The organism is Collinsella sp. CLA-ER-H5, assembly GCF_040092375.1.
Lineage (GTDB): Bacteria > Actinomycetota > Coriobacteriia > Coriobacteriales > Coriobacteriaceae > Collinsella.
Genome location: NZ_JBBNLR010000005.1, coordinates 68,056 through 84,048, shown reverse-complemented (window position 1 = coordinate 84,048; position 15,993 = coordinate 68,056). Strand labels below are relative to the sequence as shown.

At 58.2% G+C, this 15,993-nt stretch carries 13 protein-coding genes and 1 tRNA gene; 5 read left to right on the top strand and 9 right to left on the bottom strand.

Annotated elements, in window-relative coordinates; translation table 11 throughout:
- Nucleotides 1–3: 3 nt before the first annotated feature.
- The 9 genes from AAAX31_RS03235 to AAAX31_RS03195 all read right to left on the bottom strand — a co-directional run bounded on the left by AAAX31_RS03235 (nucleotide 4) and on the right by AAAX31_RS03195 (nucleotide 5,992).
- Entirely contained in the window at nucleotides 4–693 is a 690-nt protein-coding gene (locus tag AAAX31_RS03235; RefSeq protein ID WP_349076154.1) for a helix-turn-helix transcriptional regulator, read from the bottom strand.
- On the bottom strand, nucleotides 674–1,342 hold the full coding sequence (locus tag AAAX31_RS03230; RefSeq protein WP_349076153.1) for a DUF3990 domain-containing protein: 669 nt from the start codon (nucleotides 1,340–1,342) through the stop codon (nucleotides 674–676). The genes AAAX31_RS03235 and AAAX31_RS03230 overlap by 20 nt, the downstream gene beginning before the upstream one ends.
- 505 nt (nucleotides 1,343–1,847) lie before the next feature.
- Complete coding sequence (locus AAAX31_RS03225; protein WP_349076152.1) at nucleotides 1,848–2,036, bottom strand: hypothetical protein; 189 nt, start codon at nucleotides 2,034–2,036, stop codon at nucleotides 1,848–1,850.
- Entirely contained in the window at nucleotides 2,023–2,322 is a 300-nt protein-coding gene (locus AAAX31_RS03220) for a nucleotidyltransferase domain-containing protein (RefSeq protein ID WP_349076151.1), read from the bottom strand. Before AAAX31_RS03220 ends, AAAX31_RS03225 begins: the two co-directional genes overlap by 14 nt.
- Nucleotides 2,323–2,350: 28 nt before the next feature.
- Entirely contained in the window at nucleotides 2,351–2,629 is a 279-nt protein-coding gene (locus AAAX31_RS03215) for a hypothetical protein (protein WP_349076150.1), read from the bottom strand.
- A gap of 479 nt (nucleotides 2,630–3,108) precedes the next feature.
- Nucleotides 3,109–3,627 carry a hypothetical protein gene (locus AAAX31_RS03210; RefSeq protein ID WP_349076149.1) on the bottom strand — a complete coding sequence of 173 codons (519 nt, stop codon included), beginning with the start codon at nucleotides 3,625–3,627 and terminating at the stop codon, nucleotides 3,109–3,111.
- A gap of 878 nt (nucleotides 3,628–4,505) precedes the next feature.
- Nucleotides 4,506–4,581: transfer RNA gene (locus tag AAAX31_RS03205), tRNA-Ala, on the bottom strand.
- A 70-nt stretch (nucleotides 4,582–4,651) separates the two neighbouring features.
- The gene (locus tag AAAX31_RS03200) at nucleotides 4,652–5,293 is read right to left on the bottom strand and encodes a thiamine diphosphokinase (protein ID WP_349076148.1); all 642 of its coding nucleotides are present in this window, start codon (nucleotides 5,291–5,293) and stop codon (nucleotides 4,652–4,654) included.
- 9 nt (nucleotides 5,294–5,302) lie between these two features.
- Nucleotides 5,303–5,992 carry an HAD family phosphatase gene (locus AAAX31_RS03195; protein WP_349076147.1) on the bottom strand — a complete coding sequence of 230 codons (690 nt, stop codon included), beginning with the start codon at nucleotides 5,990–5,992 and terminating at the stop codon, nucleotides 5,303–5,305.
- A gap of 331 nt (nucleotides 5,993–6,323) precedes the next feature.
- Between AAAX31_RS03195 and glgB the strand changes: the two genes are divergently transcribed.
- The 5 genes from glgB to glgA all read left to right on the top strand — a co-directional run bounded on the left by glgB (nucleotide 6,324) and on the right by glgA (nucleotide 15,839).
- A complete protein-coding gene (gene glgB / locus AAAX31_RS03190) occupies nucleotides 6,324–8,570 on the top strand; it encodes a 1,4-alpha-glucan branching protein GlgB (protein ID WP_349076146.1) in 2,247 nt (748 codons plus the stop codon).
- Nucleotides 8,571–8,663: 93 nt separating this feature from the next.
- Nucleotides 8,664–11,090: a glycogen/starch/alpha-glucan phosphorylase gene (locus tag AAAX31_RS03185; protein ID WP_349076145.1), complete on the top strand. Its 2,427-nt coding sequence runs from the start codon at nucleotides 8,664–8,666 to the stop codon at nucleotides 11,088–11,090.
- A 107-nt stretch (nucleotides 11,091–11,197) separates the two neighbouring features.
- Entirely contained in the window at nucleotides 11,198–12,346 is a 1,149-nt protein-coding gene (locus tag AAAX31_RS03180) for a glucose-1-phosphate adenylyltransferase (RefSeq protein WP_346981316.1), read from the top strand.
- Between the two features lie 4 nt (nucleotides 12,347–12,350).
- Nucleotides 12,351–13,478, top strand: a complete 1,128-nt coding sequence (gene glgD, locus AAAX31_RS03175; protein ID WP_346981317.1) for a glucose-1-phosphate adenylyltransferase subunit GlgD — start codon at nucleotides 12,351–12,353, stop codon at nucleotides 13,476–13,478.
- Between the two features lie 90 nt (nucleotides 13,479–13,568).
- The gene (glgA, locus tag AAAX31_RS03170) at nucleotides 13,569–15,839 is read left to right on the top strand and encodes a glycogen synthase GlgA (protein ID WP_349076144.1); all 2,271 of its coding nucleotides are present in this window, start codon (nucleotides 13,569–13,571) and stop codon (nucleotides 15,837–15,839) included.
- The last annotated feature ends 154 nt before the right edge of the window (nucleotides 15,840–15,993 follow it).

Genomic DNA, 15,993 nt, shown 5'->3' with positions numbered 1-15,993 from the left:
CCTCTATAGCTTTACGGATGGAATAGCCCGCGAGTCGTACTCCAGGGCAACCGGCTGCCAGACGAGGTCTTCGATGGCGCAGCTTAGGGTGCTTGCGAGCGCCAATGCCGAAGAGACCGAGGCGCGGCGTAGGTCGAGCTGGTTCTGCTCGTAGAGCTGTATGGCGCGAAGTTTAACCCCCGATTGGGCAGCCAGCTGTTTTTGCGTTAGGCCGGCCGCCTTTCGTGCCGCTTTGAGGCCCTTTTTGTCTGCCTGGACGTTGTTCCATTTATCAATGACAATCTGGACGAATTTGTCTTCGGGGGCCTCGTGGAGAGGATGGTACGAGCCGATAATCCAATCAAGCGGAGCGACTTCGAGTAGCTCATTAAAGCCAAGGCTGCACATCCATTGCGCATAGGCCAAAACCCAGCCCGCCCAATACTGGGGCGAACGGTCGAACGGATAGGTCTCCCTGCATTCGACGGGGGTCAGTCCCGCATGTGCGATAATATCGCGCGCGAGCTCGTCGCCCGCCATGCCGCAGACGACGCGAGGTATACCGCGCTCAAACTGTTTCATCTCAAAAGCGTTCGACAGGATCGTCGTCAACTCGGCTGGAGTCAGTCCTTGGTCGCAGAGGGCGAAATCGACTGCCTCGCCCAGCGTTCTCATGGCATCCTCGAGATACATCTCACTGTAGGCGTGGGTCATTTTCTGTCATCCCCTCTCGAACGATATCGACGATACGAATTCCCTCAAACGGGTTTTCGGTAAGCAATTCCCGATACTGCGCCCTTGCCAACTCATCTCGGTCCTTGGCCAATGGGCCATATTGAGCTTGTGGCGCACGTTCAAATCCAGCAAAACGAATGCTCTTAAACGCGCGCTCGCTTTTGAGCACAATCTGTTCTCCAAGGTTGCCGAGCCTCATCGCTCGACCGAGCTGGTCAACGGTGATCGTATTGTTTACAAACGCCCTGGCATAGCTGAAGTACGAGTCATCCGCACGCCACCCTCTAATCACATCGTAAGCGTTAGCATCAGGCAAAAAATGATCGCGAAGGTATTCGCACGCCACCACAGCGACGGCGGTGTCCTTTCGGAATGAACGATGCTCTACAAGCAACGCTATCCAATGCAGAACTGAATATTGCGGCGATAGCAGGTCGAGTACCTTGAGATCGGCCATGTCGAGTTCATATCGATTTGCAAAGCCGTCTGCGTCCCTAGAGCACGCCCATTCCCTTGCAAGGTCGAGGCTCTCTGTGCAATAGAATCCCTGTCCATAGTCATTATGGACTTTCCCCAGGCCAAGCTGGGGAGTCTCAATGATTTTCTGAGAACCATGCCACAGTTCCACGCGAGTCTCCTAACAGGTATCGCTCTAACGATAGTTTAGTACACCATCGCTAGAGCGATACCTGTTATCAGGCGCATTCGACTGCCGCCCTTGCTCCAGGCTCTCAGGCAGAATAGATATCGCTTGGTATTAGAGGCGCCTCCAATCAATGCGATTGAAGGCGCCTTCTCCGCGAGCATTGTTTTGATTGCGTTGGTCGTGCTCTGCGACCAAGATCTTCTCGGTAGGCTTTCTTTTGATTCCGTTGGTCGCGCCTTACGACCAAATTCTGGGACAAGCATATAAATAAACGGAAAACGATGCAAGACGAGTCAAGAAGCCCCGCAATCGCGCTCGTTAACCCAAGGTGGCGAGGCGTTTTATCTAACCCAAATGCAGCAAGTAAAAGCAAGGCATGTAGCTAGCGGGATAGTTCCGATGTCCGCAGACGTACAAAAATGGCGAGGTACGAACCTCGCCAGTCTGACACTTCCGAGACAATTGCCTCTTCGGTGGTTGAATTCTCTCACACTTCAGGAGCTTTTAGAGCTGCTTTGATAAGATCAGCGCCGTTGTCGAAGCGACCGGACCCCCTTGCCGCAAAGAATGCGTCACCTTCGCAGATGGCCTCGAGTGTCTCCGGGTTGGGTTCTTTGGAAGGAAAAAGTTGGGGGCTGGCATTCGCAAGCTCCTCGTCCTGTTTACAGCGCTTCATAAACAAGCACCTCTTCCTGCTCGATGCTTTTGCGAAAAGCCGGGCGCATGTGCTCTGGTGGGTTAGTGACTATATCGACCTTTCGCCCAAGTTCCTTCTCGAGTTCATGAGAGCGTTCGTAAAGCGTGCCGAACGTCATGGTGTTGCCGCAGACTAGGCGCAAGTCAATATCGCTATCGGGCGTTTGTTCGCCTCGGGCGAACGAGCCAAATAAATATGCTTCGCTGACGTCGTATTGAGCCAGCACGCGGGAGGCCGCGATGGATATGTCAGAAGGCGAAATCATGGGCCATTTGCCGTTCAACAGCAGAACTTCAGCGGGCCAGCTCCGAAACCGCCGATCCGGCTTTCTGGCGTTCGGCGAGTTCGAAGATAAGTGGGGCGTTTGATCTAACAAATTCTGACAAGAAATTGAGGTCATCAGCAGAAAAGCCTTCGACGTCGAACCATTTGACCGAAGGCAAGAAGCATTCCGCATGGTCAAAGCCAAAGTCAACCGGGCGCTCGACGGCTACGCGAACGGTTCCGTCTTCTCTTGTCTCTGAGTAGGCAAACTGGGTGCCATCATCAAGCTGAACGTAGCTCCAAAACATGACTGCCTCCTTAGTGTTTATATCCGAGAATAAAGAGCAGACTAGATGTAACGCGGCGTGAATTGAATTGCTCCCATAAGACACGAACTCTGACAGCTGGCCCTGTCTGCTGCCCTATTCAAAGAAAGTGAGGGTATTGGCGTAAACCAATACCCTCACTCAGGAGCAATTGATCGTACCTTAGGTCAAGTCTCCCACGACATGAGCCACCCTACTTACTGAAATGCAAGAACCACTGCCACGACAATGCAGGCAATGCCCAATACGAGAGGCAGCCATACCTTCTTTTCCCTGTCTTTAACAAGGAAGGTCTCGATTGCGGATGCAAGAATCAGAAAACCGCCAATAATCAGCAGGTCGAGTGCAACAAAGTTGACGGTTGTAATATCGGAAGAAAGACCTCCGGCGTTGACATTTACGAGCGTAAAGATCGCGGCAAAAATGGCGAAGAGGGCCAGGACATTGCCATAAATACGGGACTAGATATTCGCGATTTCTTCCTTTTTATCCTCGACCTTTTTGAGTTCTCCGGCATAGACGTCGGAATAATCTGCAAGTCCGTTAAAGTTGAGCTCATCAGAGAAAGCGCCGTGGTAAGGATGGGCCACCATGCCGTCAACGTGCTGAAAGGCAACCTGGGCGATGCCCTTAGACTTATCGAGCGTAATAGTGCTACCGCTTACGTTTGTAACACGATAGAACAGCCGTGTTCCATGCCCGGGGAAATATAGCGGCGCATCCAATGAAAGCCCCTGGCGAATGCGCGAATTGCGCAGAAGCACGCTCGCGGTCAAATCGTTTGGCAATGCAACACATTCAACGCAAGAGACGAATGTCGAATCTCCGGGGCCAAGCTCTACCTCGGATTGCTTGCTTTCGTTGATGTAGAATCCCTCGGTGCGCAAGTCATACGTAACCTGTCCGATGTTCGAAGCATCGGCATTGAGAAGCACCTTGCTGTCGATTAGCTCCTGAATCTTAGTATCGCTCAAGTACATACGAACCACTTCCTTAGGCATCCGAGTATAGCACCAAGGCATAGCAACAGTGACTGCCCCCAAAGGGGACATAGGGGAAGGAGCTTAGTTGGATACGGGATATCGGCCTGGACTATATCTAGCTGATGATTTGTTGCCAGAGATCGGTTTAGGCTTGACGGTTCGATTTTCTCTTCGCTTTCGGAAATCGAGCGTTTTAGCAGCGAATCGCGGCGCATAGGAGCACTATGCCGAGCAAGAAAAGCGTTAGGGATACGGCGATCCAGCAGCTATCACCGGCTTTGGGGAGCGAGGCGGCCGTCGCGGTGGCGGCCTTGGGCTTAGAGGTCTTGGTGGCCGTGGTAAAACTGGACCGCACGCAAACAGCTGTAGGACCGCTACGCATTGACACGCAAGCTATTAAATGCATCTTAGAATTAACTCAATGCAAATAACGTCGCATGACATCTTTATTGGAGCTCATGGTGTTTCTGGCACCGCCGTTTCGGCCGGATGCTGATCGACCCTGCGCTTTGCAACTTGCTGGAGCCGCGAGCACAGTTGAACTCATGTAACGTTAGACATCCTAACACAAGCTGATAGCGAAACTGATTTGGGCTGCGTTTGACAACATATCGTTCATTTGGCGTGCTTAAAGGGGTTGTTTTAGGATATTGTTCACGTTGGCGCAGGTTATTGGGGTGCTGGCAATTATTGGGAGCGTTCCTGAAGCCCAACTGGAGCAGCGAGCTGCATTGGTAATAGCGTTTGGATAACAAACTATGTACAGACATGGGAAATAAATTGTGCAACTTTTGATGGCGTAGGTGGGGTTTGTGGCGTGTGGTGTTTCATATGAAAAAAGGCCTTCGAAATACCGAAGACCTTTGCATTCACGATGGTGGAGACGAGGGGGATCGAACCCCTGACCTCTTGACTGCCAGTCAAGCGCTCTCCCAGCTGAGCTACGCCCCCGTGACGAGGAGATACTATAGGAGAAGTTGGCACGGCGTGCAAGGACTTTTTTGGGTCAGATTCTAAATGCCTATTGATATAGGTAAGCGATGGCGGTGCCGGCGTGGACTTGGATCGTGGCTGTTGACCTAACAACGTTGCTGATGCCCGTGTCGGTCAACAGGCCCAGAGGGCTGTGATCTAGTTCCCATTCTAGGCCGTGCTCGCTTACAACCGTCCCAGGGGCTATAGCGATTATGGAGAACGTCTGGCCCTCGGCACCTTCGATGATCCAGGATTCGCCTGCGTGAAGGAAGCGAGCGACCACCTTGTCCTCGGCAATCCAAACTGGGCCGTCATCGTAGCCTGCGAGCAGGCCCAGTACGGAAAGCGCCATATCAGGACGGCCGCCGGTGGCGCAGGTCGCAACCACTTCGGCACCCAGCCAGCGACGGCGGACGGAATCGAGCGCCAGCGCCAGATCGGTATAGTCCTTGTACGGATCGTGGCGCTCAACTTCAAAATCGGTGGCGGCATCGACCAGCGCGCGACCTGCATCGCTCACCGTGTCGGCATCCCCCACATATACGTCGCAGCTCAGGCCGGCGCCCAGCAACGCATCGAGTCCGCGGTCCACGGCGACAACGTGGTCGCACTCCCCTGCCAGGTGGCACAGCAACTCGGGGCTCAACACCACAGGCGAGCCGCAAACCACTAATACTTTGCAAGCCACGGCTCTCGCCTAACCCTCAAACGAAAGCACGCGGGCCAGGTCCAGGTCCTCATAGCTGTCGATAAAGATGTCGCAATTGGCACGCACCTCATCGCGCTCCATACGGCCGTGCGGATCATAGATGCCCACGCGCTTAAAGCCTGCAGTACCAGAACTCTTAAGTCCAAAGACGGCGTCCTCAAATACCCAAGCGCGCTCGAACTTATGCCCGTCGCGCTCTTCCAGGCGACGCAGCGCCAGTTCGTACACATCGGGGAACCGCTTGGAGCGCCCCGCCTCGCCCGTCGTGGTAATAAACTCCATATAGCGATCAAGGCCAGCAGCCGCAATGGCGGACTGCACCAGTTCGGCCGGCGTGGACGTGGCCACGCACATGGCAATGCCCGCCGCCTTCGCCTGCTCCAGAAACGCCAGGAGTCCCTCGCGCGGCGGTACCTTGGAGTACCCATCAATCAAAATCTCACCCAGCTCGCGATACAGCTCCTCGCCATTCGCGCCAATGCCCCACGCGTCGTGGTAGGCCTGGCACTCGTCCTCCAGCGAAAGATGTTCAAATTGGGCAAAATCGTCGACCGTTACATCAATGCCGTGACGGTGCAACAACTCGGTCTGCGCATGGCCCCAGACGGGGGAGCTATTAACCAGTGTTCCGTCGCAATCGAAAATAAAAGCAACACTTGGAGCAGCGATGTGGTTCATAAACGAGCCTTTCGATGTCAAATGGTAAACAACCTGCTAAAAACGTTTTACCAAACGTCAGCCTAACAGTTTTGAAATCCTAATTGGTAAAACTGTCAAGAGTTTTACCACGGCAATTCTGCCAGTGGTATAAACATGGCGCTTACCGATTAAACGCCCCCGCAAATCCACTTTCGTCCATAAAACTAACGTACAGGTGTTATCGTAGTTTCTGCCGAAAGTTCCACCGAGCACGCGAGGTGGAACGAATCATAGAACTATCGCCGTCCCTTCGATTCGTGCAGCCTTGGACCTTTCGCATCTAGTCACCAAGGCAACACGCTGCCGCGTCATGATGGGATCAAACGTGAGCGATACAAAGCTAAAGCCAGCAACCAAAAAGCCTGCTACCCGCAAAGCCGCCCCGCATGCACCGGAGCTCACCAAGGACGATGTCTACCTGTTTGGCATCGGTACGTGGGAGCGCAGCTGGGAAAAGATGGGCGCTCACCCCGACACGCAGAACCGTACGCGTGGCTGGCGCTTTTGCGTTTGGGCGCCCGACGTAAAGAGCGTCCATGTCATTGGCGAATTTAACGACTGGGACGAGGAAGCCAACCCGCTGGTGCCCATGCATACGAGCGCTATTTGGGAAGGTTTTATTCCTGGCGCCGAGCAGGGCCAGCTCTATAAATACCTCATCGAGACCAACGAGGGCGAAAAGCTCTACAAGGCCGATCCGTACGCCTTTAAGGCCGAGTGCCCTCCGGGAACGGCGAGCGTGCTGTGGACCCTTGATGGCTACCAGTGGAACGACGCCACGTGGCTCAAGCGCCGCGCCGCCCACAACCACATGTCGCAGCCGCTCAACATCTACGAGGTGCATATTGGCTCGTGGAAGCGCCACGGCGACGCGCCACAGGGCGAGCCAGACGAGTACGGCAACTACCCCGGTCCCATGGATCCCTTCCCCGCGCAGCGCGGCGAGTTCTACACCTACGACGACCTGTCGGTTGAGCTCGTAGACTACGTGCGCGACATGGGCTATACGCATATCGAGGTCATGCCGCTCATGGAGCATCCCTTCGACGGCTCCTGGGGCTACCAGACGACCGGCTACTATGCCGCCACATCGCGCTACGGCAACCCGCAGCAGCTCATGCACTTTATCGATGCGTGCCACGAGGCGGGTATCGGCGTGATTATGGACTGGGTGCCCGGCGGTTTTTGCGCCGACTCCCACGGCCTTGCCACCTTTAACGGTCACATGCTGTTTGAGCACGAGATTCACCCCAACTGGGGCACGCACAAGTTTGACTTCGCCCGCGGCGAGGTCCGCTCCTTCCTGGTCTCCAACGTACTGTATTGGCTCGAGAACTTCCACGTGGATGGCATTCGCATGGACGGCGTGTCCAGCATGCTGTACCTCAACTTTGGCATCGATGATCCCGGCCAAAAGAAGTTCAACAAGTACGGTACCGAGGAGGACCTGGACGCCAGCGCGTTCATTCGCCAGGTCAACTGCGCCGTGGAGGCGCACTACCCCGACGTGATGATGATGGCCGAGGAGTCCACCGCGTGGCCGCTCGTGACCTATCCGCCGCAGGACGGCGGCCTAGGCTTCCACTACAAGTGGGACATGGGCTGGATGAACGACACCCTGCACTACATGCAGACCGATTTTCCGTGGCGTCCCGGCAACCACGGCCTGCTCACGTTCTCCATCATGTACGCCTTTACCGAGAACTTCATTTGCCCGCTCAGCCACGACGAGGTCGTGCACGGCAAGTGCTCGCTGATCGGCCGCATGCCGGGCGACTGGTGGCGCCAGTTTGCCGGCCTGCGCACGCTGGCCTTCTACCAGATGACGCACCCCGGTGCAAAGCTCAACTTTATGGGCAACGAGATCGGCCAGTTTATCGAGTGGCGCTACTACGAGTCCATCCAGTGGTTCCTGACCGAGGAGTACGAGACTCACCGTCATCATCAGGCGTTTATCAAGGCGCTCAACCATCTGTACACCGCCGAGCCCGCCCTATACGAGCGCGGCTACACCGACGACGGCTTTACCTGGATCGACGCGGACAACTCCAAGCAGTCCATCGTGAGCTTTGTGCGCCAGGGCGAGGACGTCGATAACGACCTGGTGATTCTGATCAACTTTGACCCGGCGAGCTACGAGAGCTTCCGCGTGGGCGTGCCGCGCGAGGGTGACTGGGAGGTCATCTTCGATTCCGACCGTCCCGAGTTTGGCGGCAGCGGATACGCCGGTGAGGAGCCCTACACCTGCTCGAGCGAGCCCTATCCCTGGAACGGGCAGATGGACTCCATCGAGATTAAGGTGCCCGGCCTTGCAGGCGTGGTGCTTAAGCGCCGCGGTCCCAGCAGCTATAAGCCGCCCGTGGTCGAGGAGCCCAAGAAGGCGACGCGCAAGCGCATGTCCTCGGTGAAGCCCAAGGCCGCAGCTGCTAAGAAGGCTCCGGCTAAGGCGAAGGCTGCCAAGCCCGCCGCCAAGGCTTCGGCCAAGTCCACCACGGCCAAGAAGGCTGCTTCCAAGGCCAAGGCAGCTGCCGTTAAGGATCCTGCCAAGAAAGCGTAACAAAGGTGTTACCACTGTAATTACCCGCCCCGCCGGGGCGTAGGATACAAGTCATAACCGTTCCGGGAGAAACATCCCCGGGGGAAGGAACGTATGAATAAGATCTTCGACAACAAGCAGGAGTTTACCGAGCTCTATCGCGATGCCGTCATGAGCATCAGCGGCAAGAGCGTCGAGGCCGCCAGCGACCTCGACCGCTTTAACGCCCTGGCCAAGCTCGTGGCCGAGAAGGCACGCACCGTTGCCACCAAGAGCGACGCCCGCGCCACCGCCGAGGGCAAGAAGCGCGTGTACTACTTCTCGATCGAGTTTTTGATCGGCCGCCTGCTCGACAACTACCTGCTCAACTTTGGCGTGCGCGACATGGTCGCCGAGGCGCTCGGCGACATGGGCTTCGACCTGTCCGTCATCGAGAACCAGGAGCCCGATCCGGCGCTGGGCAACGGTGGCCTGGGCCGTCTTGCAGCATGCTTCCTGGATTCCATGGCAGCCGAGGGCATTGCCGGCTACGGCAACGGCATGCGCTACCGCTACGGCCTGTTTAAGCAGGAGATCGTTAACGGCAGCCAGGTCGAGGCTACCGACGAGTGGCTCACCCACGGCTATCCCTGGGAGGTCCGCCGTCAGGATAAGGCCGTGACCATTAAGTTTGGTGGCCACGTCGAGGGCTTTGAGGAGAACGGCCGCACGTTCTACCGCACGGTGGACACGCAGGATATCCTGGCCGTCCCTTATGATATCCCCGTCGTGGGCTATGCCGGCGAGACCGTCAACAAGCTGCGCGTCTGGGCCGCTGAGCCGGTCGAGGAGCACTTCGATCTGGAGGCTTTCAACCGCGGCGACTACGCCCTGGCAGACGCCGAGCGCGCCGAGGCCGAGGCCATCAGCGCCATCCTCTACCCCAACGACGCCGGCGAGCACGGCCGTCTGCTGCGCCTGAAGCAGGAGTACCTGTTTGTCTCGGCCGGCATCTACAGCCTGCTCGACACCTTTGAGAAGGAGCACGGCGCGAACTGGGAGCTGCTGCCGCAGTTTGTGGTCATCCATACCAACGATACCCACCCCGCCATGTGCGGCCCCGAGCTCATGCGTATCCTCATCGACGAGAAGAAGCTCGAGTGGGATGACGCTTGGAACATCGTGACGCAGGTTGTGAGCTACACCAACCACACGATCCTGCCCGAGGCCCTGGAGAAGTGGCCCATCGGCACGTTCTCCAAGCTCCTCCCCCGCGTGTACCAGATCATCGACGAGATCAGCCGTCGTTGGCACGAGTCGTTCGACACCACGCAGGAGGGCTGGCAGGAGCGTCTGCGCCAGACCGCCATCCTGTGGGACGGCGAGATTCGCATGGCCAACCTGTCCGTGATCTGCAGCCACAGCGTCAACGGCGTGGCCAAGATCCACTCTGACATCATCAAGAACATCGTGCTCAAGGACTTCTATGCCCTGACGCCCGAGAAGTTCAACAACAAGACCAACGGCATCTCGCACCGTCGCTTCTTTGCCGAGGCCAACCCCACCTACGCCAAGCTCGTGACCGAGGCCATTGGCGACGGCTGGCTCAAGGACGCCTTTGAACTGGAGAAGCTCAAAGAGTTCCAGAACGACACCGAGTTCCTGAAGGCCGTGGGTGCCTCCAAGCGCGCCAACAAGGAGCGCCTGGCCGCCTACGTTAAGGCCGAGACCGGTCTGGTCATTGACCCCAACACCGTCTTCGATGTTCAGGTGAAGCGCTTCCATGCCTACAAGCGCCAGCTCATGAACATCATGAAGGTGATGGACATCTACAACCGTCGCATCGCCGATCCCAACTTCCACGTGACGCCGACGACCTTCATCTTTAGCGGCAAGGCTGCCTCGAGCTACACCTTTGCCAAGGAGACCATCCGCCTCATTAACTCCGTGGCCGATGTCATCAACAACGACCCGCGCGTCAACGAGGTCATGAAGGTCTGCTTTATCCCCAACTTCCGTGTGAGCAACGCCCAGCTCATCTACCCCGCCGCCGAGATCTCGGAGCAGATCTCCACGGCTGGCAAGGAGGCCTCGGGCACGTCCAACATGAAGCTCATGATGAACGGCGCCATTACGCTGGGTACCCTCGACGGCGCCAACATCGAGATCGCCGACCTGGCCGGTCGCGAGAACGAGGCCATCTTTGGCCTGACCGCCCCCGAGGTCGAGCAGCTCTGGGCATCCAACAGCTACTTTGCGTGGGATACCCTCAACGGCGACCGCGAGCGTCTGGGCCGCGTGATGGACGAGCTCAAGGACGACACCTTCGCGGGTCTTTCGGGCAACTTCGAGAGCATCTACAACGAGCTCATGAACAACAACGACCCCGACCTGGTTATGGCCGACTTCCGCAGCTACGTCGACGCCTGGGAGAAGCTCACGTACAGCTACGGCGACCAGGAGACCTGGAACCGCAAGGCGCTGCTCAACACCGCCTCGAGCGGCTGGTTCTCGAGCGACCGCACCATTCGCGAGTACCGCGACGAAATCTGGCACGCGTAAAGGCCGCGAGCTCCCCTATGCCAGCACGGCATTACTCGACGGGCGTGACGTTGCGCCGCGCCCGTCGCTAATGGGTTTAGGAACATCGATGACAGAAGGAGAAATCGATGAGTAAGAAAGAATGCATCGCGATGCTCCTCGCAGGAGGACAGGGCAGCCGATTGGGGGCACTCACCCAAAAGATCGCTAAGCCGGCGGTTAGCTTTGGTGGCAAGTTCCGCATTATCGACTTTTCGCTCTCCAACTGCTCCAACTCGGGCATCGACACGGTGGGCGTTCTGACGCAGTATCGCCCCTACCTGCTGCATGCCTACGTGGGCTCCGGCGAGGCTTGGGATCTGGACAGCCGCGACGGCGGCGTTTCGATCCTGCCGCCGTACGAGACGCAGACCGGCGGCGCATGGTATGCGGGCACGGCCGACGCCATTACGCAGAACCTGGACTACATCAAGGCCAACGACCCCAAGTACGTCCTGATTCTTTCGGGCGATCACCTGTATCGCATGGACTACCGCAAGATGCTCAAGACGCACATTGAGAACAACGCCGACCTCACGGTGAGCGTTATGCCCGTGCCTTGGGAGGAGGCCAGCCGCTTTGGCATCCTGACCACCGACCCCGAGGACGGCCGCATCATCAAGTTCACCGAGAAGCCCGATAAGCCCGATTCGAATCTCGCGTCCATGGGCATCTACATCTTCTCGGCCGACGTGCTGATCGAGGCGCTCGAAGAGGACGCTCTGGACCAGCGCTCGAGCCACGACTTTGGCAAGGACATCATCCCCAAGCTGCTCGGCGAGGGCAAGCGCCTGTACAGCTACGAGTTCCACGGCTTTTGGAAGGACGTCGGCACCATCGCCAGCTTCCACGAGACCTCGATGGACCTGCTGGGCAACAACCCCGAGTTCGATCTGTTTGACAAGCACTTCCCCATCATGTCCAACATCACCACGCGTCCGCCGCACTACATTGGCCCGGACGGCCGCCTGGACGACTGCCTGGTCTCCAACGGCTGCAAGATCTACGGCACCGCTCGCCACTCGATCCTTTCGACCGATGTCATCATCGAGGAGCGCGCCGTGGTCGAGGACTCCGTGCTGCTGCCGGGTGCGCACGTTAAGAGCGGCGCGCACATCTGCCGCGCTATTTTGGGCGAGAACTCCACGGTCGAAGAGGGCGTGAAGCTCGGCTCTGTCGATACCACCAAGGATACGGCCGTCGTTGGAAATGACGTCGTTATCGGGAAGGGGGAATGATCCGATGATCAATCGCAAGGCCATCGGTTATATCACCGCTAACTACTCTTCGAGCTACGGCAGCGTCCTGCTCAAGGACCGCCCCATCGCGTCCGTTCCCTTTTTGGGCCGCTACCGCCTGATCGACTTTCCGCTGTCCAACATGATGAATGCCGGCATTAAGACCGTCGGCGTCGTCATGCCGGGCAACTACCGCTCGCTGATCGACCATGTGGGCTCGGGCAAGGACTGGGGCCTGGACCGCAAGAAGGGCGGCCTGTTCATGGTGCCCGGCAACGCGTATGGCACCACCAAGGGCGGCATGCGCTTCCTGCTGCGCGACATCATCTCCAACAAGACGCTGTTCCAGCGCTCGGACAAGCCCTATGTTGTGATGATGGGCACCAACATCATCTTTAACATGGATCTCAACACCATCATCGACGCGCACGAGAACTCCGGTGCCCAGATGACCGTGGTGTACTGCAAGGCCACGCGCAACGTCGATGACGAGACCAAACTCGAGATTAACGAGAACGGTCGCCTGACGGGCGTGAGCGCTGGCGTCGCGTACGGCGACAACGCCTCTATGGACTGCTGCATCGTCAACCGCGAGACGCTGCTCGAGATTATCGACCACTACCAGGCCGCCGACTATCTGGACCTGCTCGAGGCACTCCAGGGCGACTTTGGCAACATCGACGTTTGCAGCTACGAGTACAAGGGCGAGGTCGTGGGCGTGTTTAGCGAGAAGTCGCTGTATCGCCGCAGCATGGACCTGCTTGACCAAACCGTGGCCGACCAGCTCTTCGATCCCGAGCGCCCGATCCTGACCAAGGCTCACGACGTGCCGCCTTCGCGCTATGCGACCGGTAGCCACGCGTGCAACTCGATCATCTCGGCCGGTTGCATCATCAAGGGCACCGTGCGCAATTCGATCCTGTCACGCGGCGTCGTGGTCGAGGAGGGCGCCTCGGTAACCAACTCGATCATCAACCAGAGCTGTGTCATCAAGAGCGGCGCACGCGTTGAGAACGCCATTCTGGACAAGAACAACGTGGTTCCCACCAACACCGAGCTTCGCGGCACGCCCGAGAACATCCTGGTGCTGGGCAAGGCTCCGTTAACTTCCGACACCACCATCGTACGTTAACGTTGGCACCGCAACATCGCTCGTAACATGTAGAATAGCCGCCCGGTTAGCGCCAGGCGGCTATTCTCGAATTGCAACATGGGAGACAATATGGCAGATTCCAGCAAAAAGATGCAGATCGTGTTTGCCTCGGCCGAGTGCGCACCGTTTGTTAAGACCGGTGGCCTGGGCGACGTGGCGGGCTCGCTGCCTGCGGCGCTCGTGCGCGCCGGCGCCGAAGTCATCGTGATGGTGCCCAAGTACGCCACCATCAAGGATGAGTACAAGGCGCAGATGGAGCACTTTTCCGACTTTTACGTGAGCCTGGGCTGGCGCAACGAGTACTGCGGGCTGGAGAAGCTCGAGCACGACGGCGTCACCTATATGTTCGTGGACAACGAGCGCTACTTTGCGCGCGATTATCCGTACGGCTTCTTCGACGACGGCGAGCGCTTCGCGTTCTTCTCCAAGGCCATCACCGAGAGCCTGCAGCACCTGCCGGCCGATTTTGAGTGCGACATCCTGCACTGCAATGACTGGCAAACGGCACTGGCACCCGTGTTCTTGCGCGAGTTCTACCAGGGCCTGCCGCTCTATGACCGCGTCAAGACCGTGTTCTCGATCCACAATGTGGCGTTCCAAGGCCAGTTTAGCGACACTGTGATGGAGGACATCCTGGGTGTGGCGCATATTCCGGCGGCCGCCACGCAGTTGCGCTGCGACGCCTGCAGCATCAACTACATGCTGGGCGCGCTGCACTATGCCGACGCCATCACCACGGTGAGCCCCACCTACGCGAGCGAGATCCAGACGCCCGAGTTTGGCGAGGGCCTGGACGGCGTACTGCGCGAGCGTTCCTACGCGCTGCAGGGCATCCTCAACGGCATTGACGTGGCGGCCTTTGACCCGGCAACCGACAAGCGCATTGCCGCCAACTACACGGTTGACGACCGTTCCGGCAAGGCCGTGTGCAAGGCCAAGCTGCAGGAGGAACTGGGGCTCGAGGTGCGCGACGACCGCCCGCTTATGGTGATGGTCACGCGCCTGACGCGCCAGAAGGGCATGGACCTGGTCATGTACGCGCTCGACCGCATCCTGTCCGGCGGCGTTCAGGTGGCCGTGCTGGGCACCGGCGACCGCGACTACGAGGACGGTCTGCGCTACTTCCAGGACAAGTACCCCGGCACCATGGCCGCGCGCATCGAGTTCGATCCGGCGCTGTCGCAGCGCATGTACGCTGCCGCCGATATGTTCCTGATGCCTTCGAAGTTTGAGCCCTGCGGCCTGTCGCAGATCATCGCCATGCGCTACGGCACACTGCCCATCGTGCGCGAGACCGGTGGCCTGAAGGACACCGTGATCCCGTATAACGAGTTTACCGGCGAGGGCACGGGCTTCTCGTTTACCAACTTTAACGGCGACGAGATGGGCGACGCGGTGTTCCGCGCAGCACGCCTGTTCTGGGATAACCGTGAGGCATGGAACCAGCTAGTCACGCAGGCCATGAGCCAGGACTTTAGCTGGACGCGCTCGGCCGACAAGTATCTGGACCTGTACTTCTTTATGCACCCGGAGATCGAGCGCCCAGTGGCCGTGGTTGAGGCGGCTGTTGAGGAGCCCAAGACCGATGAGAAGCCGGTTGAAGCTGAGCCCGTTAAGGCCAATCCTGAGGTGAAGGTCGAGGCTACTCCCGAGCCCGAGCCTGAGGTGAAGCCCGCTGCGAAGCCTGCGGCCAAGAAGACCACGACTCGTAAGGCGACGGCAACCAAGACCACCGCTGTCAAGAAAACGACCTCGCGCAAGCGCACCACCGCAGCTGCCAAGAAGGCCGCCGAAGCCGAGGCTGCTCCCGAGGTAAAGGCCGACGCCGTCGAGGCTAAGGCTGCGGCAAAGGCACCGGCCAAGGCCGCTACCAAGAAGACGACCGCGACCGCCAAGAAGGCAACAGCTGCCAAGAAGACCATAACAACGAAATCGACGACCACGAAGGCCGCCACAACCAATGTAGCCACAAAGCCGGCCGCCAAAGTCGAGGAGACGCCCGCCGAATCCAAGGCCAAGGTAACCGTCGAGGCCAAGCCGGCCGCCAAGACCACCACGCGCAAGCGCGCAACGACGACGGCCAAGAAGTCTACGACCAAGGCTGCTGCTCCCAAAGCGGAGGCTAAGGTCGAGGACAAGACCGCACTAAAGGCCAAGCCTGAGCCGAAGGCAGCCGAGGTCAAGTCCGCTGCCGCTAAAGAGGAGCCCAAGGCCGAGGTAAAGGCCAAGCCCGAGCCCGCCAAGAAGGCCCCGGTCTCCCCCGTCGCCGCGACCGAGGAAAAGGCTCCGACCAAGAAGACCTCCGTCCGCAAGGCAACGGCCACCCGCAAGCGCCGCTAGTACGCAGACGATTCAAAACCTCATCAAACCCTAAGCAAGGGGCGCTCCAACTGGGTGCCCCTTCTCTGTAGGTAGTGGTAAAACGATTTTCTAGGACAACCGCTCGCCGATGGTAAACGGATGTTGTTTATACAGCCTGTGTACAACAGATATA